This window comes from Enterococcus pallens ATCC BAA-351 (assembly GCF_000407485.1).
Lineage (GTDB): Bacteria > Bacillota > Bacilli > Lactobacillales > Enterococcaceae > Enterococcus_A > Enterococcus_A pallens.
Genome location: NZ_ASWD01000001.1, coordinates 959,518 through 977,396 on the forward strand (window position 1 = coordinate 959,518; position 17,879 = coordinate 977,396).

The following is a 17,879-nucleotide window of genomic DNA, read 5'->3' on the forward strand; positions in this document are numbered from 1 at the left end:
AAAACGAAATGACATAGTTGAGCACGCTCTCTATTAAGCGTGCTCGTAGAAGCGTTTGTTGGCGAAAATGGTCTATTGCTGAAACGAGTATTGTCCGAAATCAAAACAAGTGCCATGGGTATTTGATAGCGGCTTTAGCAGATGAAAAGTTGTTTCACCGCCATGGCTAATGCTGAGGGCTCAAAGTTTATTTCAAAATACCTAAACAATAGCCGGATTCAGTAATGGACCAAGCTTTTTTGTCGCCTCTTTTCACTTATAGCAAGCCCAACTTATTTCCGCTTTTTCTTATTTCGCTTACTCTTGCCCATTTTTTTATCCAAACGTCTTTTCAATCGCTTTTGTTCCCACTGTTCTTTTTTCTTGCGAATTTCTTCCGGACTCTCATAAGAGTTCTGCTTCTTATTCTTATTCTTTTTGGATTTCTTCTTATTAGGGAGCTTTTCTGTTTTTGTTTTTTTGTCGGAATCAGGATCAGGCGTGTTCTCTGGTTCATCACTCAAGACAAATTCAGCTTGAGCATCCTTCAACTTAATCCCTTGTGCAAAGGCAGTCAACAGCCTGCTGAGCAATTCTGTTTCATCTGTTTCTGGAGGCAGCGTAAAGCCATCCAATAAGAATTCAGTGGTTCCTTCGAGGGATTTGCCTGCATAGACATTATTTTTCAAATAGTCGCTGGACTCAAGAAACGGAACAGTCTCTGCTGAACCACCTTCAAGTTGAGTTTCCATTTGAGCCAAGATATTCATTGCTTTAGAGATTTGTGGCTGCAGAATACTCAGCATGTCATCAGCTGGTTCTGCTTCAACTTCTTTTTCTGCTTCCCGTTCACTGTCGTAAACCGGCTCGGTTGGTAAATAGATGTAGCGAACCAATTCAGTGAAGCGTCTTACGCCATCTTTTTCAAGGATGGTTAGTGAGCTTAAAATGGATAAAAGGGCAGTGGTTTCTTCAATAGAATAGCAAGGATCAGTATCCTTTAAAGTAAAGCGATGCTTTTTGCCATTGGCGTCTTTATAGACAGTGGAAATGTTTATGAGTTCTTTGGCTTCGCGGCTGCCAGAGTGCAGCATTTCATGGAGATGATCAGTTTTCTCGCGGGTAGCTTTGGTAACGGCTAAATACTCTTCGTGACTTTCAAATAAACGGGAAAGGACCTTTTCCCAATCTTCTGGAGTGAAATATTCTTTAACATAGACACAAAAATGGCGGACGGAGGCTAATTCCTGCACATTACCTTCCAAAAAAATACGGCAAATCAACTCTTGACCTAAGAAAGAAAAGTCACAGGGTGAAAACGCATTGCGAACAAGTACAAAAATAGCACTTTCTACTATGTGCTGGATGGCATGATGCTCTGCGAAGTGCTCGGGAAATCTACGTTCAAGTCCTTTTCTCTTCATGGTTGTCAGTTGAGTTAGCTGCAGGTTTTTTGTGGTCATGGCATTATCTCCTCATCTATAGTTGTAAGTTTGAATGAATTGTTTCATGTTGTTTTAGCATCCGCTTCCATTGTAATATACTGGAACGAAAAATCAAGTATTTTTTCAAAAAAGAAACAAAATGACTAATATAAGCTCTATTTATTAGTCGTTTTTCTCCTATATGTAACTATAAAAATAATAATTATAGTTTAACGAAATGTTATCCGAAATATAATGATTTTGTGATGTTATAGCGAGTTCATAACGAATATAGAACGAATTGCCGATTAAAATTTTAAAAAATACTTAAGGAAGTTTCAGGTGAGAAGGGCAAAATTTCTTTGGCCTTTTGATGCTAGAAGCAGATTTTTTTTAGGGACTGCTTAATGTTCAGCGATGGTTTTTAGCTGTAGCCGCAGGGATAAAAAGGGGCAAAAAAATAAGTGCATTTGTTAAGCTAGGCATAGAAGAAAGCAATCTTCCTTCTTTTTTTTCCGTGTTTATGTAAGATAAGCAGGATCTCCCCCTATGTCATTTGTCACAGGAGGGTCTTTTTGAGCGGATGTTTTTCTTTTTTATTAGTCAGTCGATACAATAGAAGAAAGCTGTGAGTAGTTCAGTTTATGCAGTTGAGGAGGGGGAAATCCAATGCCTTGGAATATGAAAGATTATCCAGCTTCGATGAAAAACCTAGAAAAAGTAACACGAAAAAAAGCAATTGATATAGGGAATGCGCTTTTAGCTGACGGCTATCCAGAAGAGCGCGCGATTCCGATTGCGATTAGTCAGGCCGAAAAGTGGTATGAGGATGCTTCTGATCAAGAGATCCAGCAAGCTAAAAAAGCTAAGAATCCACAAAAAAACGACAAACATGAAACCAACCCCAATACTAAAAAACTCATTAATGCGAACGTGTCCGTTAAATATCAAGACGATCAATGGGAAGTTATTTCAGATGGGGCGGAGCATGCCAGTGAACGGTTTGCAAAAAAATCGGAAGCAATTCAGCGAGGAAAAGCAATAGCTGAAAACAAACAATCTGAATTAAAGATTTTTAAACGTGATGGTACCTTGCAAGAAACCCAAAATTTTAAAGCTAACTAGAGAAAAACCGTGAGAAAGTTCTTCCTTCTCACGGTTTTTTATGAAATAGAATGCGATTGCTGGAAATTCTCCATATCAATCATAATACGTGTTTTTCCTAGCACAGCATATTTGGCTGCAACAAATTGATTTCGTGAATTAAATTGCCCGCCAACGATAACCTGCATACCGTTTTCTACATCGGCTAAGAAGTTCAAGCTATGTTTAGCGATTAAACAATGTTGATTATCCAACTGAAAGTATACGAGAGGGGAATTAGAAAGCTTTAGCACCTTTAAGTGACTAACCGTTCCTTTTAACGTAATCATAGAATTCACTCCTTATTCCTAAGATTGAAAGCAGACTGGTAAGGACTTTGTGTACGAACTCCCTTAAAAACGAGTTCATCATTGGAACGCTCAAATATAAAGTAACTATCTTGTTTTTTCTTAGTACGTTTAGCAGCTACCTTAAAATAATCTCGCTGCTCCGCATCCATTTTTTCCACAATAGTACTAAGAAATAAGGCCAAAGGAACGGAATCTTGAACAACCGAGTAATAAGCTTGATAAAACGTTGAAACAGAGTTTGCACTGATCATGGACATTATCATCACCTCAACACTATTATACGAACATGCGTTCGGAAAGTAAAGTAAGTTTTCTCAAAAAAAAGAAGCTTTTCAGCTTCTTAAGATTGACGCATTTTTAGACGCAAACGGGCAATCGCTTTTTGCGCATCTAATTTAGTGACCGTATTTTGACCTAGAATCCCCGTTTCATTCCCGTGAGTGCTTTTGTAAAAGGGCAGAACCTCTTTCAAATACTGGTTCGTAACAACAAAATCCTCAGCTTCACAAACACTCATAGCGACAAATGGAAGTGCAGCTTTTCCAACTTCATGGATTAGATTTGCGTAATCAATGTGGTTATTACCAATCCCGTTACAGGATAAAATGGCCCCGTCAATTTTTAAAGAACGAAGCAGCTGCGCGGTTCGAGTGCTGGCTAACATTTTTGTTGGGGTATCATCAGCACTGCCCATAATGATAATTCCACGTAAATCAATTTCTTCATCTGCTGCTAAAAGCTCTACAAAGGGATCACGATAATGGTATAGGGTTGTTTCTTTCATACTTGCACCTAAACCCATAACATTGCCTCCTTAATCCATAGCGCGAATAACACCGTCACGATATTCATTTGGTGTTACCAGTTGGGGCATACAGCCCATATCAATAATTGACTTGCTTCCTTGAAAACCTGCTGGCTCAGTAGGAAATAAATGCGTATCATAAACGGCTCCTTGACCTGAAACCTCCTTCACTAAGACAATTTGCTTAGCTTCAGGCCGACACTGATCATCAAATACATGCTTTTCAGTATAAGCGTTAGGGTCAAAAGTTCGCAGCTGTTGCCGGAAAAATGAACAAAATTGATCGCAGGCTAAATGTGCCGCATCTGGCCCAGCTCGGGAAACCCAAGCATCTGCTTTTAAGATGACATCAAAGGAAATGAGCCAATCATCCTGTGCTGGGGTTCCTGGTTTGCCCCAGTCAATTTGTTCTGACAAAATTCCTTCTGAACCACCACCATTACAAATTTGTCGTCCATTGGTATCCACCCCAGTTAGTAGGACGTATACACCTGTTAAGGTATGAGTGATCCCTTCACCAAGCTTTCCCAATGCTTTAGCTGAAAGGGGGATGATGTCCATAATCGTGTTGGTATATTGATAACGCTTATCTGGTGGGATAACGTTGATGGTGATTGATTCAATCAAAGGGTGAACCAAAGACGATGTATCTGGGGAAACAATCATTCTCCCCGTCTCAACAACTAAATTATTTTCTCCTAATTGGATCTCTTGAACGTGATAACCTTTGATAGTTAATAGAGACATTTCATCGCCGCCTTTTCATAATGTAAAGGTTCTCAAAAATCAGCAATTTCGGGTTTTATCTAATAAAGAATTCACCCAGTACTCTTTATTAATCCGCTCAACATAAATATCAAAATCATGAGAAGCGTTCATTTGATCAGAAATATTTTTAGTGATTCCATGAATTAAATAGAAACGTTGACTCGTATCAATTTGGATCGTTTCAGAGACAGCTGGAATCGTTGATAATTCTGCCAAAAATGTTTTTCGGGTTACCAGATCGTGCAAACAAACTTTATGCATAACAAACTCCTTTATTCAAACGATGAACTTATGTTGATTATAGCACAGGATATAAAGGAGTTCTTTAGGAATAATAAGATTTATTTGAAACAAAATAATAAAGCGTGGTGGGGAACAGGAGAATGACAGTTTCATTCGAATACAGTAGAAAAGCCAGAAAATTCTGGCTATTTTGAAATCTTTTCATACATATTATTTGGATGCTTAAAAAAGATTTCTGCGTTTTTTCTCTTGAGATTGTTTTTTGCGAATACCAAGTCTCTTCGGGTCCAAATCGTTGCTGGAGCGCCTTCAATATGTTCAGCAACATAGAAAAAGGAGCCGCAGGAGGTTAAATAAGGTGTCATTTTATGGACACTTAGACTTTTTGTCACACAAGTAAATCGCAACTCTTCAGGAGAATCAAACGGGGGAATTTCGTTTAGTAGGGGAATCTTAATAAAAAGCATGTTTTCACTTCTTTCTTAACGACTAAACCGATTCAATTCACCTAAAAAAAGGATAGTCAAGTCTGACTATCCCAGTATCTTGACCTGTCTAGTTAGTTAGACAGTGTCATAATATCAAATTGTAATTTCATTCACAAGAAAAGTACTCAGAAAATTCAAAAAAGGGATTGACCATGAAGCATGCGTAAACAAATTAAAGGACCTGAGAAAGATAGTAATAGGTGTAAACAAATTAATTATCTGTATTCTGCAGGTTCTAAAAGTCATGGTCAATCTAACAAGAATTATAGCATACTAAAATTGCTAGGAAAAGATAACATTTAAAGAGGATGAAATTAAAACTGTCAGAAGTATAAGGAAAATACTTTTATTTTTGAAAGCAAACAAAAAACCGGCCACTCATGCGGCCGGAAAAAAATGGGGTAGTTGGGATATATGCTACATACTTAATGTACCATCATCTTTCTAAAACAACAAAAAATATGCCCGCGGATCAAAAAAAGTGCAGCCTGCTAATTTGCAAGCTGCAAAACTACCGAAAGTTAGGTTGAATTTTTCAATAAAAAAGTTTTCTTGAATGTGGATGCCAGGAGTCGAACCTGAGACCTCTTTCTTAAATGCAGACTACTTCATTGAACGAGTGAAACACCGTGTTCATCCACAAATATAGTATATCAAAAAGGAGGGCAGCTTTTATTTCAAGCTGCTCCTTTTAAGCTTTTTTTAAAGCTTTGTTCTCTTCAGAAAATTCTCTGGCGATCATCCAGCCATAGGTTTCAGTAATAGCTGCTGCTGTAGTCGCGTTAATAACATTGCCAGCAATTGGAATTTTCCCCACAAAAAATCGGGCAGTCATTTTTCCAGCTTGTTGAGCAACAAATTGAGTTGCCAAAGCCTTAGCCGCACCATCTTCCAGTTTTTTTCCAAAGATTTTTCCTAGTGCAACAATCATAGCTGTTTGAATAGGGATTAGGGCTGCTGCGTCAGTGACCGGTAATTGAGCCATTCCTCCACCAATTGCTGCAGCAGCGGATGAAGCTGTGTGAATGACCAAATGAGCTTTTTTACGTTGTGTTTTATTCATTACAAGCTTCCTTTCAATAAAGCTGGTCACAGTTTAGCATTCGAAAGGAGAAAGTACAATAAATTGAACCCTTTCAAACAAGTAGGATACTAAAAATATGCTATACTTAAAGAAAAGGAGGCGGTTACAATGTTTGGGAAATATGAATCAATTTTAGTAGCTGTTGACGGGTCAAAGCAAGCAGAAAGAGCCTTTGAAGAAGCAGTCGCAATTGCTGTAGCTAACCAAGCAACATTGACTATCGCTTGGATTATCAATGAGGAAGATTTAAGCAACAGTGCCTTTTCGTACTCCAAAATTCTGCATGAAGAAAAGGAAATGGTTGAGAAGGAAATGTTAAAGAAAATCCATGATGCCAAACAAGCCCAGATTGAAGAAGTTGCTAGTGTGATTGAAATCGGGAATCCCAAAGAATATCTTGCCACGCTTATTCCTGAAAGTCAGTCTATCGATTTAATTGTGATGGGACCAACAGGTAAAGGGATGATCCGCCGAGCCTTAGTGGGTTCAACAACCTCCTATGTTGTAAACAATGCCTCTTGCAGTGTTTTAGTTGTGAAATAAGGTGAGAATGATGAAAGAATATCGTAAAATATTGGTTCCAGTGGATGGTTCGAAGTTAGCTGGCAAGGCGTTTGAAGAAGCCTGTCAGGTTGCCAAGCGAAATCATGGGCAGCTGCTTTTGCTTACAGTGATTGATTTAACCAGCTTTCGGGGAACCGCCAGTGCCAGCTCGATGGAAATAACCAAAGAATTACAAAAAAATGCGCAGCAGCTGATCGCTGAGCTGGAACAAAGCACCGATGTACCGTTGCAAACACAAATTTCTGCCGGGAATCCTAAACAGGAAATTATTAAAGCAGCAGAAGATTTTGATAGTGATCTGATTATTATGGGGGCAACAGGACTAAGTAAACTAGGCCAGTGGATGCTAGGATCGACAACTGGTTATGTCGTCAACCATGCCTCTTGTAATGTCATGGTAATTAAATAGAAAACAACCCTCAAATGCCAAAATATTGATCGGCATTTGAGGGTCCTTTTAGTAAATTTCAGTTTTTTTCTTCTAAAGTCATGATTAATTCTTCCCCAGTGTCATATACGTATAGGCGGTTGGGGAAGGGAACATGTTCATAGGCCTGTATGTAAGGTGCAGTCACACTATCGGAAAAGTAAGGCTCACTTTGTGAATGAACGACACTTAAGGTTTGATTGGGATTTTTAAAAAAATTAAAGCGTTGCGGTGAGCTTAAAGGCAGTCCTTTGTGTGGTCGCATAAAAATCATATGCCACAGTTCATTTTGCATTTGCTCAGGCAATTGCTCAGCAGGAACCTCGCTTTTCCGAGGCTTCGTTGGTTCAAACATAACAGTCATTCCTTTCTAGCTTTATAATAGCAGTTTTTCTGAAAAAGAAAAATATTTGGGTGAGAAAATAATCATTTTAACGGCTTTTTTTTCGTTGTCATGGTATGGTTAGATTGATGAAAGAAGGGATTCACATGACATATGCAATTTTTTTTAATTCCAACGCTGGGGATGGTAAAGCAGAACAAACAGCGCACCAAATGAAAGAGAAATTGGAGGCGGCAGACAAGGAGGCGGAATTCTTAACAGCACCTGATCCAGAAGCAGCGATCAAGAAAATTAAGGATCATTTATCTGATTATGAAGCAATTGTCGCAATCGGAGGAGACGGCACCTTAAATATCGTTGCTACGGCGTTTGTACAGGCCGAAAAAACGATCCCCTTTGGAATTATTCCCGGTGGGACAGTCAATAATTTTGCCAAACGTTGGCACATTCCAATGGATTTAGAGCAAGCAATGGATGTTATTGTTGCTGGTCATACACGTAAGGTGGGGATTGGTGCCTGTGACGAACACAAAAAGGCGATTGTCAGCTCCTTTGCTTTTGGGACGTTTGCGGATATTTCCAACGAAGTACGTCAGCAGGAAAAACAAAAATTTGGTTTGATTGTTTATCCTTTAAAAGCGTTGAAGCAATTAGGGAAGAAAAGATCCTACAAGGTGCGTGTTGAGGCCGATTCTTATACGGAGGAACTTAAGGTATGGTTTGCTTTAATTACAACCACCCGCTCCATTGGCGGTATGAACTATGTTCAAGAAGGCTCGGAATCGTTTCATGTGAGCGTCTTGCACAACATGACCTTCCTCAAATTATTTCAACTGGCTCGGTTTGTTTTTACAGGTAAATTGAAAAATACGGAAAGCTTGTTGTATCTGCAACCGAAGAAAGTCAAGCTCACGCCTTTAGGAAAGCATGAGATTGTTGCTCGAATTGATGGCGACAAGGGCCCAACCTTACCAGTAGAACTAGATTGGCTGGAAAAATTTTTGACTATTTATGTACCGGAGCGAAAGGACAGCAAATAATTTTTAAGGAGAATTCTGATGGATAAGGACATTGAGGCATTATTAAAAAGAGCGGATACCTTTACCTTAACAACAATTGACAGTCGAGGGTTTCCTCATGTAATCGCAGTATCAAAGCCACTAGAGCGCAGCGGCTTTCATTATTTTAAATTCTATATCAATATGGATGGGAAAACTGCTGAGAACATCAAGAAAAATCGCGCGGGCAGCTTGTTTTGTGTTGATTCAGCGAAGCATGAAAGTCTGGCACTGAAGGGGTATTTCTTTTTAGAAGAAATTGAAGGCTACGAAGCATTGACCGCAAAGCTGAATGATTTTCAGCAGCAGCTAGAGTATCATCATCCGGTACTGGCCGTTTTTGAAACCTTAAGTGTTAAGCATTATAAAGATAATCAGACAGAGATTATCGACGGTTAATCGTTTGAATCCAAAAGGCAAATCAATCAATAAGTAATCTGAACTACAAGAGTATCTACTCCAAAACGCAGTTGGGCGGCCGGAGGAATACGAAGGTAGTTCAGTTTTTTTTTAGTTAAAAAGAAATTTTTATTGGTTATTGACAAAGGAATTTGACCTATGCTAAATTTAAACCCATGCGGCAAAACGTAAGTGTTACGATTTGGAAACGTAAAGTGTAAAGGAGCAGGTGGAAAATGAAGAAAGCATGGAAATGGTTGGCATTATTTGGATTAGCAGGAGTACTAGGTGCCTGTGGAAATAACGACGAAACAAAGGAGAGCTCGGAAAAAGATGGTTTAACCATCGTAGCCAGCTTTTATCCAATGTATGATTTTACTAAAAATATTGTTGGGGATGAAGGAAACGTGGAACTGCTGGTTCCTGCGGGTACGGATTCACATGATTTTGAGCCCTCTGCCAAAGACATCGCAAAAATTCAAAACGCGGATGCGCTCGTATACAACAATGAAAATATGGAAATGTGGGTACCAGACGTTGAAGACTCTTTAGCTAAAGAAGATGTGAAGGTTATTAAGGCTACCAAAGATATGTTGTTAATGCCAGGTAGTGAGGAAGAAGAACATGATCATGATCACAGTGAAGAAGGCCATCACCATGAATTAGATCCCCACGTTTGGCTGGCTCCTAGTTTAGCAGTCAAAGAAGTGGAAGCCATTCGCGATCAATTAAGTGAAAGCTATCCGGAGCATGCGGCTGCCTTTAAGAAAAATGCAGCTGCTTATATCGAAAAGCTGAAAAAGCTGGATAGTAATTACACCAATGCCTTTGCCGAGGCTAAGCAAAAAAGCTTTGTAACTCAGCATGCCGCCTTCAGCTATTTAGCTTTAGAATATGGCTTAAATCAGGTGCCAATTTCTGGTGTGTCCGCAGAGGAAGAGCCTTCACCTGCTCGCTTGGCTGAGCTGAAGGAATTTGTTGAAAAAAATGGCATTCAATACATTTACTTCGAAGAAAATGCCAAAAGCAGTGTGGCCGAAACCTTAGCAGCGGAAACAAACATCAAAACAGAAGTATTGAACCCGCTTGAAGGATTAACCCAACAGCAAATGGACGATGGTGAAGACTACATTTCTGTGATGGAGCAAAATTTAAAGGCATTGCGGAAAACAACCGATAGCGAAAATCCGAAAGAAGAAAATTTAACGCCAGTTAAAGAAAAAACAGTTTACAATGGTTATTTCAAAGACAGCGAGGTAAAAGAACGACCATTAACTGATTGGGCTGGGGATTGGCAATCGGTGTATCCCTACTTGCAGGACGGCACACTGGATCAAGTAATGGCATATAAAACGAAAAAGGATTCTTCCAAAACCGCAGAGGAATACAAAGCTTATTACGAAACCGGCTATCAAACAGAGGTGAAGAAAATCAACATTAAGGGAGCTAAGATGACCTTTATTTTTGATGACGGAACCGAAAAAACGGCGGAGTACAAAGCGGCAGGATACAAAATCTTGGATTATAAAGCAGGAAATCGCGGCGTTCGATTTTTATTTGAGGCCAAAGGAGAAACGGATGCCTTTAAATACATTCAGTTTAGCGACCATGGAATTAATCCTGAAAAATCTGGTCATTTCCATATTTATTATGGCAATGACAGCCAAGAAGCGTTATTGGAAGAAATGGACCATTGGCCAACCTATTACCCAGCCAATTTAACTGGAATGGAAATTGCCCAGGAGATGTTGGCACACTAATTCTTCACAAACCATGCGGCTTCCGCTAAAATAAAAGAAACACCATAGTGAAGAGGGGAAGCCCATGAAAAAGAAAGTGACGATTAATCAAGTTGCTGAACAAGCTGGCGTGTCTAAAACGACCATTTCTCGCTTTTTAAATGGCCATTACGGAAACATGTCCCAGGAAACTAAAGAAAAAATTGCAACAGTTATCGAGGAATTAAAGTATCGACCAAATCGTCAGGCGCAAGCGCTGAAGTCAAAGCGCAGCTATTTAATTGGGGTAGTAGTTGCCGATATCTCCAATATGTACTCTTCATTACTATTAAAGGGAATTGGCGAAGTATTGGGAAAACACGGGTACCAGATGATTATTATGGATGCTGCCAACTCGATTGAGCAGGAACATGACCTGCTGGAGAAGCTGCTGGATCAAAGCGTTGAGGCGATTATTTTGCAGCCTGCTTCTCGTGAGGCTCAGCATTACGAATTTTTAAAGGAAAGAAACATTCCCTTACTGCTGGTAGATCGACAAACAGCTCCAGTTCAGTGGCCTGCGGTGGTAACCGATAACGTGGCATCAATCAAACAAATCATGCAGGCGGTGATTCGGGAAAAGTACCAAAAGGTGGTCGTTGTTAGTGAGCCTTTGAAAGAGGCAACCACGCGTGAAATTCGTTATGAGACCGTTAAAAGTCTAGCAGAGGAAGCTGGGATGGAAGCTTTTTTACTGGAAACAACTTTAGAGGATGCCTTCAATCAGCGCATTCAAGAGCAAATCCAGCAGCCGAAAAAAACGCTGCTGTTTGCTTCCAACGGTCGTGTATTGATGGCGCTATTAACTTTCTTAGTCGAAGAAAAAATCAGTATCCCTGAAACTGTGGGGGTAACCGGCTTTGATGATTGGAATTTAACGGCCTTGGTGGGACCAGGGATCACTAGTATTGAGCAGCAATCCCAAGCAATTGGTCAAACAGCAGCCGAAAAAATTCTTCAATTGCTGCAAAAAGAGGAAACGATTGAAGAGACGGTAGTACCAACGAAACTACGTTGGCGTCATTCAATTTAGTTTGTTATTGTTTAAGAAAATATTAAGACGAAGAAGCTAAGTATGGGAACCGTTTTCCATACTTAGCTTCTTTTTGCCTGCAGGGAATTTCTGTTTTTGGAGTGTAAGCGGTTGACACTTTTTGGGAACCGGTTTACTATATGAGTATAGAAACCGGTTAACATATTGAAAGGAAGCTGTTTTATGAAGAGAGAGCAAATTGTGTTAAACTTACTTGTTTTTGCAAAAGAGGTAGAAGCTGGAGCCCTTCAAGCAGAGCTGCTGCTAAAGGCGAAGGAGTTAGGATTTAACAAGGTTGAATTAAGAAGAGAATATTTTAAGAATATAAAAGAAGAAATGCCTGTTATCAAAAAAATAGCAGATGATCAGGGGATTGAACTGTTCTACAGTGTGCCGGATGAGGTGTTTGTCAATCGGGAAGTGAATCCTAAGTTGACGGAATATTTAATGGAAGCCAATCAATTAGGGGTGAAGCATATTAAATGGAATATTGGTGATTTCCACGAGGATAGTCCGCTAGCTGAGCTTCAGGCACTTACTGAAAAAGGGATAGAAATTAATATTGAGAATGACCAAACCCAAACTTCAGGAACCATTCAGGCAATTGCCACATTTATGGAAGCGGTTAAGAAAGCAGAATTGGCGATTGGATATGTCTATGACTTAGGGAACTGGCGCTTTGTTGGGGAGTCTGAGGAAGCTGCAGCTAAACAATTAGCCGAATACGTTCGCTACATTCATGTAAAAGATGTTGCTTATGCGAACGACCAACCGCAAGCTGCAGAATTAGATAAAGGGGTCATTGAATGGCGGAATATTTTAGCGATATTACCTCAGGATGTACCGGTAGCAATTGAATATCCGACTACGTCAGATGAACAAATTTTAGCAGCCAAGCAATTATTAGAGGAGGCATAGCATCATGCAAGACCAACAAACGAAAATCGATCCAGAAACCTTTGCCTATCATTTCATGGATACGATTAAACGACCAACGATTGAAAAACAAAAAATGGAGGATGCGGCTAAAGAAGCATTGGCAGCATACCTAAGTGCCTACTATTTAGCTCAACGGTTTAATAGTATGGAAAATGAGTTTTTTATTGATGACCACACGAAGCCTATTTCAACGTATCAAAAGATTTTAAGTGAATTGAATCAATATTGAGGAGGTGACTACCATGAGTAGTGCAATTATTGGAATATTGTTAGCGATTACCTTTATTATTTTCGTGCTATATGCTATGAAGGGCGGTAACCTAACTGTCGGCTTCTTCGTAATGGCAGTCTTATGGACCATCATTGGTCGTGTGCCATTTAACCAAGCCATTCAAGAAATTTTTACTGAGCCAGTCTTAAACTACGGAAAAACGGCGGCGTATATTATTTTCGGTTCCTGGTTTGGCCGGGTACTGGTGGATACCGGGATTGCCGGCAGTATTAGTCGGCGAACTGAAACTGTCGGTAAGAAAAGCCCCGTACTGGCAACGGTCTTAATCGCATTGGTTATTGCGTTGATTTTTACTAGTTCTTATGGTGTGGGATCAGCGATTGCTGTTGGAGTCATTTTGTTCCCGATTATGTTTTCAATCGGAGTACCGCGAAATATTGCGGTGTTAGTTTTTACCATGTCAATCGGAGCTGCGATGTATGTAAACAATGTGCTGTTTGTTCAATTTCAAGTATTCTTCCCGCAGGTGGAGTGGGGCCCTCATTACCAACGCTTTGGCTTTGTGGCAATGGGCGTCCAAATGGTGATTGTTTTACTATTCATTTTGTTTAATGCGAAAAAAATTCGCAATGGTACACCAGAAATTATTACTAGTGATTCCAGCGAGGAAATTCCTGAAGTTCCTATTTGGACGTATGTGTTACCCGTACTGCCAGTCGCTTTAAGCATTTTTGCTAAATGGGATGCCGTACCAGCATTGCTGTTGTCTACAATTATTGCTTTTGCTGCTACTGGTAATATGAAAAGCTATACTCGCTTCGTAACGATGATGAACGAAACGGCGAAGCACGCGATCAGTGATATTGCTGGTTTGTTGATTATGTTGTTTGTTTTAACGATGTTTCAGTCAGCTGCTGTGCATGCAATGTCTGGCTTCACAGGTGTTTTCCAACAGATCATTCCAGACAACAAACTGATTCTCGTAATTATTATTGCCGCCATTGCGCCACTATCCTACTTCCGTGGGCCATTGATGCTGTACGGTGCTGGGGCAGCAACTGCCGCCATTTTAGTAGGAACCGGTATGTTCGATCAATACTTCTTGTACGGCTTGCTGGTAGTGCCTTCTATGATGGGTGTTTCCGCATGTATCACCCAATCTTGGAACTTATGGTCGGTACAATACGCGAAACTGGATACTAAAACCTTCTTAATGACAGGTTTGCCATGGGCATGGCTCGCAACTATTTTGAACCTGGCAACTGCATATATCTTACTTTAATAGAAAAGAGGAATAAATGATGAGTGAATTTTTAACGATTGGTGAACCGATTGCTTTATTTGGATCAACTGAGGTGGACAAGAGCTTAAAGGATGCAGGGAATTTTCAAAAATTTCTAGCTGGCGCTGAAGTGAATGTAGCAGTAGGCGTTTCGCGCTTGGGGCATTCTTCGGAATACATTACTAGTGTAGGGAAAGATCCCTTTGGTGAATTTATTATTGATCAGCTGCACGAAAATAAAGTAGGCACTGATTATATCGATCAAACAGAGGATTACTGGACTGCCTTTCAATTGAAGGATCGTGTTAGTCAAGGCGATCCAAGTATCTTCTACTTCCGTAAAGGCTCAGCAGCCGCTCATTTTGATCAGCAGGTATTGGATAAAATTGATTTTTCAGAAGTGAAAATGGTCCATTTATCAGGGATTTTCCCAGCCATTTCTGACGAAGCGCTGGCGGCTTTCCGCTATTTTGTCAAATTATTAGAGGAAAAACAAATCCGAACCACCTTTGATCCTAACTTGCGGCCGCAATTGTGGGCGTCACAGGAGAAAATGGTAGCAACGATTAATGAATTAGCTTCACATGCCGAAATCATCTTACCAGGCATCAATGAAGGAGAAATTTTAATGGGCAGTCGTGAACCAGAAGCGATTGCGGACTTCTATCTTGCCAATGGCGAAGCAACTCAAACGGTAGTAGTGAAGCTTGGAACAGAAGGCGCTTATGTAAAACAAAAGGATGGCACCAGCTTTACGGTACCTGGCTTCAACGTTGATGAAGTTGTGGACACAGTGGGGGCTGGCGATGGATTTGCCGCAGGGCTGATCACCGCTTTAATAGAAGGAAAGAGTCTGAAAGAAGCGATTATCAGAGCCAATGCAGTAGGAGCATTAGCAGTTCAATCACCAGGGGACAACGACGGCTATCCTACTCCTGAAGAATTAGCCGCCTTTTTAAAAGAGAATAAGGTGGACGACTTAGCATGAAATTACAAACAGCCATTGACCGCATTTCTTTAGAGGAAGCTGTCAAACTAGCGCAAGCTTTAAATGGAAAAACAGATATTTTAGAAATGGGCACCTCGTTAGTGAAGGATTACGGCAATCTAGCTATTGAACAGATTCGGGCTGTTTTACCAGATACTGAATTATTAGTTGATTTGAAAACCATTGATGAGGGTGCTTATGAATTTCGTCAAGGCTATCGTTATGGTGGAGATATCTTAACAGTGATGGGAGCGGCTTCCTATGACACACTGCAGGCTTGTTATGAAGTCGCACAGGAGCAGCAGAAAACCATGATGATTGATTTGCTGGAGGTAACGGATGAAAAGGTGGCACAGCTGACCGCTTTTGATCAAGCCATTTTCGCCCTGCATCATTCCATTGATCGCAAGGACAAGCTGGATGCAGTAGCCAGTGTGAAGACCTTTCATCAACAGTTTCCAACGATTAAGCGCTTGGCGATCGCTGGGGGAATCGACCTGAAGCAAGCAAAGGGCTTAGCAGAACAAGGTCTGACGGAAATTGTTATTGTGGGATCAAAAATCACTAAAGCAGAGGAACCTTTACAGGCTGTTCAGCAATTTATGGAGGGAATACAATGAGTACAATACCAACAATTATGACCGAAATTAATGAAGTAATGAAGCAGGTAGATGAAACACAATTAGCGGCTGCTTTACAATACTTTCAAAAAGATAAACGTATTTTTGTCATTGGTGCTGGCCGCAGCGGTTTTCAAGGCAAAGGGTTTGCAATGCGCTTGATGCATATTGGCTATACCGACTATGTGATGGGAGAAACGATTACTCCTTCCATCCAAAAAGGGGATACATGGGTGGCAATTTCTGGTTCCGGCACAACGAAAAGCATTGTAGCAGACACCCAAGCAGCCAAAAAATTAGGCCTGGATATTGTCGTGCTGACAAGTGATCCCAATTCGCCATTAGCAGAATTAGCGGATCAAGTAATTGTTGTGCCAGGGGCAACGAAAACCGGTGCAGGAATAAAATCTGTTCAATTATTGTCATCACTATTTGATCAAACCGTTCATATTACCTTAGATGCCTTAACCTTGATGTTGGCAAAACGTGACGATACTTCCAATGAGGATGCGTTGCATGAACATGTGAACGTAGAATAGGAAGTGCACGCATGCAGCGAATGAAGATTCTACAGCTATTACAGCAGGCTGGAGTAATTGCTGTAGTTAGAGGAAATAGCAAAGCGGAAGCATTAACGGCCTGTCGCGCTTTAATTGAAGGTGGTATCACCGGAATTGAAGTAACCTTAACTGTTCCTGAAGCTGAGGCCGTTATTCGTGAATTAAAACAAGAATATGCGGAAAATCAAGAGGTAGTCATTGGTGCTGGAACGGTGCTGCAGGCAGCAAGTGCAGAGAGAATGCTTATGGCAGGAGCGGCTTTTATTGTCAGTCCAGCTTTTGATCAAGCCACGGCAGAGCTTTGTAATTTGTATCAAATACCCTATCTTCCAGGCTGTGCCACGATTACAGAAATGCAGCAGGCCTTAAAAAGCGGTGCTGAAGTTATTAAGCTGTTTCCTGGCAGCAGTGCTGGTCCGAAGATGATCCAAGCTGTTAAAGGTCCTTTGCCTCAAATAAATCTAATGCCTACCGGTGGAGTAAGCTTAGACAATTTAGCAGACTGGCAGGCAGCAGGCGCAGTAATGGTAGGCGTTGGCGGACATCTTTTAGCCGGTTCGCCTGAACAAATTTCCCAAACGGCTGCTCAATACAAGCAGTGCTGGAGTGAACTGGTGAAAAATGAATAAACGATTCGAGGCTGTGACATAAAACGTCACAGCCTCGTTTTTTTACATAGTAGTTGGATTCCGGCGAGCAAAATCGAAGAAACGGAACTTATCTACCTGATGGCGGCTTTCTGTGTATTGAAATTGCTGTGCATCAGAGGTATACACACGACTTTTGACAGATACAATATTGATATCATGCTGATTCAAATCCAACAGCTCCCGATCCTCTTCCGTAAGACTGTCAATAGTAATTTCCTTTTCCGCAAAGCCGATGGAAATATGCAATCCTTGCTCAATGTAACGATAAATAGAATCCTTAGCAATTTCTGTATCCAATTCTGGAATTAGGGAAGCCAATAACAAATCCTTGTCTAAAATCACTTTCTTTTGATCAATTTGGCGAGTCCGAATCAGGGACCAGCAAATGGCTCCAACTTCAAAGCCTGTAATCCGAGCCATTTCTTCATCAATAGTTACTTTAGTTAAACGAACAACGTCAGTAACACTTTCGTAACCGTAAGAATTTTGCAGTTCCTTGTAGCTGGTTAAACCAGAAACCGGGAAACGCAGCTGCTCACGCTTCAACACTAAAGAACCTTTCCCCTGCATCTTTTGAATGTATCCATTGGCCATTAGTAAAGAAAGAGCTTTGCGAATCGTATCGCGGGATACAGCATAGGTTTTGCGTAATTGGTTCTCACTGGGCAAATAGCTGCCAGCAGGATAAATTCCCTTTAAAATGCCTCGTTCAATCGTTTGATAGATCATTTCATAGGTTTTCATGGTGAACCTCCTTTGTC

General features: G+C 40.6%; 23 protein-coding genes. 14 read left to right on the top strand and 9 right to left on the bottom strand.

The features are described from left to right. Positions 1-272 precede the first annotated feature (272 nt). On the bottom strand, positions 273-1,442 hold the full coding sequence (locus I588_RS04670; protein WP_010757792.1) for a hypothetical protein: 1,170 nt from the start codon (positions 1,440-1,442) through the stop codon (positions 273-275). A 630-nt stretch (positions 1,443-2,072) separates the two neighbouring features. Between I588_RS04670 and I588_RS04675 the strand changes: the two genes are divergently transcribed. Beyond that, positions 2,073-2,528, top strand: a complete 456-nt coding sequence (locus tag I588_RS04675) for a DUF2188 domain-containing protein (protein WP_010757793.1) — start codon at positions 2,073-2,075, stop codon at positions 2,526-2,528. A 38-nt stretch (positions 2,529-2,566) separates the two neighbouring features. Here I588_RS04675 and I588_RS04680 read toward each other — a convergent pair whose 3' ends face one another. From I588_RS04680 to I588_RS04710, 6 genes are all read right to left on the bottom strand, one after another. After that, the gene (locus I588_RS04680) at positions 2,567-2,836 is read right to left on the bottom strand and encodes a hypothetical protein (protein WP_010757794.1); all 270 of its coding nucleotides are present in this window, start codon (positions 2,834-2,836) and stop codon (positions 2,567-2,569) included. 5 nt (positions 2,837-2,841) lie between these two features. Then, positions 2,842-3,114, bottom strand: a complete 273-nt coding sequence (locus I588_RS04685; RefSeq protein ID WP_010757795.1) for a DUF5960 family protein — start codon at positions 3,112-3,114, stop codon at positions 2,842-2,844. A gap of 83 nt (positions 3,115-3,197) precedes the next feature. Beyond that, positions 3,198-3,659, bottom strand: a complete 462-nt coding sequence (locus I588_RS04690) for a glycine/sarcosine/betaine reductase component B subunit (RefSeq protein WP_010757796.1) — start codon at positions 3,657-3,659, stop codon at positions 3,198-3,200. 12 nt (positions 3,660-3,671) lie between these two features. Then, positions 3,672-4,409 (bottom strand): proline reductase cluster protein PrdD, encoded by a 738-nt coding sequence (prdD, locus tag I588_RS04695; RefSeq protein WP_010757797.1) that lies wholly within the window; start codon positions 4,407-4,409, stop codon positions 3,672-3,674. Positions 4,410-4,448: 39 nt separating this feature from the next. After that, positions 4,449-4,691: a hypothetical protein gene (locus tag I588_RS04700; protein ID WP_010757798.1), complete on the bottom strand. Its 243-nt coding sequence runs from the start codon at positions 4,689-4,691 to the stop codon at positions 4,449-4,451. 1,161 nt (positions 4,692-5,852) lie between these two features. Then, positions 5,853-6,224, bottom strand: coding sequence for a hypothetical protein (locus tag I588_RS04710; RefSeq protein ID WP_010757800.1), 372 nt, complete (start codon positions 6,222-6,224; stop codon positions 5,853-5,855). Between the two features lie 129 nt (positions 6,225-6,353). Between I588_RS04710 and I588_RS04715 the strand changes: the two genes are divergently transcribed. Both I588_RS04715 and I588_RS04720 read left to right on the top strand, forming a co-directional pair. Next, positions 6,354-6,788, top strand: a complete 435-nt coding sequence (locus I588_RS04715; protein ID WP_010757801.1) for a universal stress protein — start codon at positions 6,354-6,356, stop codon at positions 6,786-6,788. A gap of 7 nt (positions 6,789-6,795) precedes the next feature. Beyond that, positions 6,796-7,218 carry a universal stress protein gene (locus I588_RS04720; protein ID WP_034693355.1) on the top strand — a complete coding sequence of 141 codons (423 nt, stop codon included), beginning with the start codon at positions 6,796-6,798 and terminating at the stop codon, positions 7,216-7,218. A 58-nt stretch (positions 7,219-7,276) separates the two neighbouring features. Here I588_RS04720 and I588_RS04725 read toward each other — a convergent pair whose 3' ends face one another. Beyond that, positions 7,277-7,591 (bottom strand): DUF960 family protein, encoded by a 315-nt coding sequence (locus tag I588_RS04725; protein WP_010757803.1) that lies wholly within the window; start codon positions 7,589-7,591, stop codon positions 7,277-7,279. A 134-nt stretch (positions 7,592-7,725) separates the two neighbouring features. Between I588_RS04725 and I588_RS04730 the strand changes: the two genes are divergently transcribed. The 11 genes from I588_RS04730 to I588_RS04780 all read left to right on the top strand — a co-directional run bounded on the left by I588_RS04730 (position 7,726) and on the right by I588_RS04780 (position 17,097). Next, the gene (locus tag I588_RS04730; RefSeq protein WP_010757804.1) at positions 7,726-8,619 is read left to right on the top strand and encodes a diacylglycerol/lipid kinase family protein; all 894 of its coding nucleotides are present in this window, start codon (positions 7,726-7,728) and stop codon (positions 8,617-8,619) included. An 18-nt stretch (positions 8,620-8,637) separates the two neighbouring features. Then, positions 8,638-9,036, top strand: coding sequence for a pyridoxamine 5'-phosphate oxidase family protein (locus I588_RS04735; RefSeq protein ID WP_010757805.1), 399 nt, complete (start codon positions 8,638-8,640; stop codon positions 9,034-9,036). Between the two features lie 236 nt (positions 9,037-9,272). Further along, positions 9,273-10,796, top strand: coding sequence for a metal ABC transporter solute-binding protein, Zn/Mn family (locus tag I588_RS04740; RefSeq protein ID WP_010757806.1), 1,524 nt, complete (start codon positions 9,273-9,275; stop codon positions 10,794-10,796). Positions 10,797-10,860: 64 nt separating this feature from the next. After that, positions 10,861-11,847 carry a LacI family DNA-binding transcriptional regulator gene (locus I588_RS04745; RefSeq protein WP_010757807.1) on the top strand — a complete coding sequence of 329 codons (987 nt, stop codon included), beginning with the start codon at positions 10,861-10,863 and terminating at the stop codon, positions 11,845-11,847. 183 nt (positions 11,848-12,030) lie between these two features. Next, complete coding sequence (locus I588_RS04750) at positions 12,031-12,765, top strand: sugar phosphate isomerase/epimerase family protein (protein ID WP_010757808.1); 735 nt, start codon at positions 12,031-12,033, stop codon at positions 12,763-12,765. Positions 12,766-12,769: 4 nt separating this feature from the next. Then, positions 12,770-13,015: a hypothetical protein gene (locus I588_RS04755; RefSeq protein WP_010757809.1), complete on the top strand. Its 246-nt coding sequence runs from the start codon at positions 12,770-12,772 to the stop codon at positions 13,013-13,015. Between the two features lie 13 nt (positions 13,016-13,028). Continuing rightward, entirely contained in the window at positions 13,029-14,300 is a 1,272-nt protein-coding gene (locus tag I588_RS04760) for a hypothetical protein (RefSeq protein ID WP_010757810.1), read from the top strand. Between the two features lie 19 nt (positions 14,301-14,319). Beyond that, the gene (locus I588_RS04765; RefSeq protein WP_034693358.1) at positions 14,320-15,288 is read left to right on the top strand and encodes a sugar kinase; all 969 of its coding nucleotides are present in this window, start codon (positions 14,320-14,322) and stop codon (positions 15,286-15,288) included. After that, positions 15,285-15,908, top strand: a complete 624-nt coding sequence (locus I588_RS04770; protein WP_010757812.1) for an orotidine 5'-phosphate decarboxylase / HUMPS family protein — start codon at positions 15,285-15,287, stop codon at positions 15,906-15,908. Before I588_RS04765 ends, I588_RS04770 begins: the two co-directional genes overlap by 4 nt. Further along, positions 15,905-16,447 carry a 6-phospho-3-hexuloisomerase gene (gene hxlB, locus I588_RS04775; RefSeq protein WP_010757813.1) on the top strand — a complete coding sequence of 181 codons (543 nt, stop codon included), beginning with the start codon at positions 15,905-15,907 and terminating at the stop codon, positions 16,445-16,447. Before I588_RS04770 ends, hxlB begins: the two co-directional genes overlap by 4 nt. An 11-nt stretch (positions 16,448-16,458) precedes the next feature. After that, positions 16,459-17,097 (top strand): bifunctional 2-keto-4-hydroxyglutarate aldolase/2-keto-3-deoxy-6-phosphogluconate aldolase, encoded by a 639-nt coding sequence (locus I588_RS04780; RefSeq protein WP_010757814.1) that lies wholly within the window; start codon positions 16,459-16,461, stop codon positions 17,095-17,097. A 42-nt stretch (positions 17,098-17,139) separates the two neighbouring features. On the opposite strand, the gene treR is transcribed toward I588_RS04780, so the two are convergent. Beyond that, entirely contained in the window at positions 17,140-17,862 is a 723-nt protein-coding gene (gene treR / locus I588_RS04785) for a trehalose operon repressor (protein WP_010757815.1), read from the bottom strand. Positions 17,863-17,879: the final 17 nt, after the last annotated feature.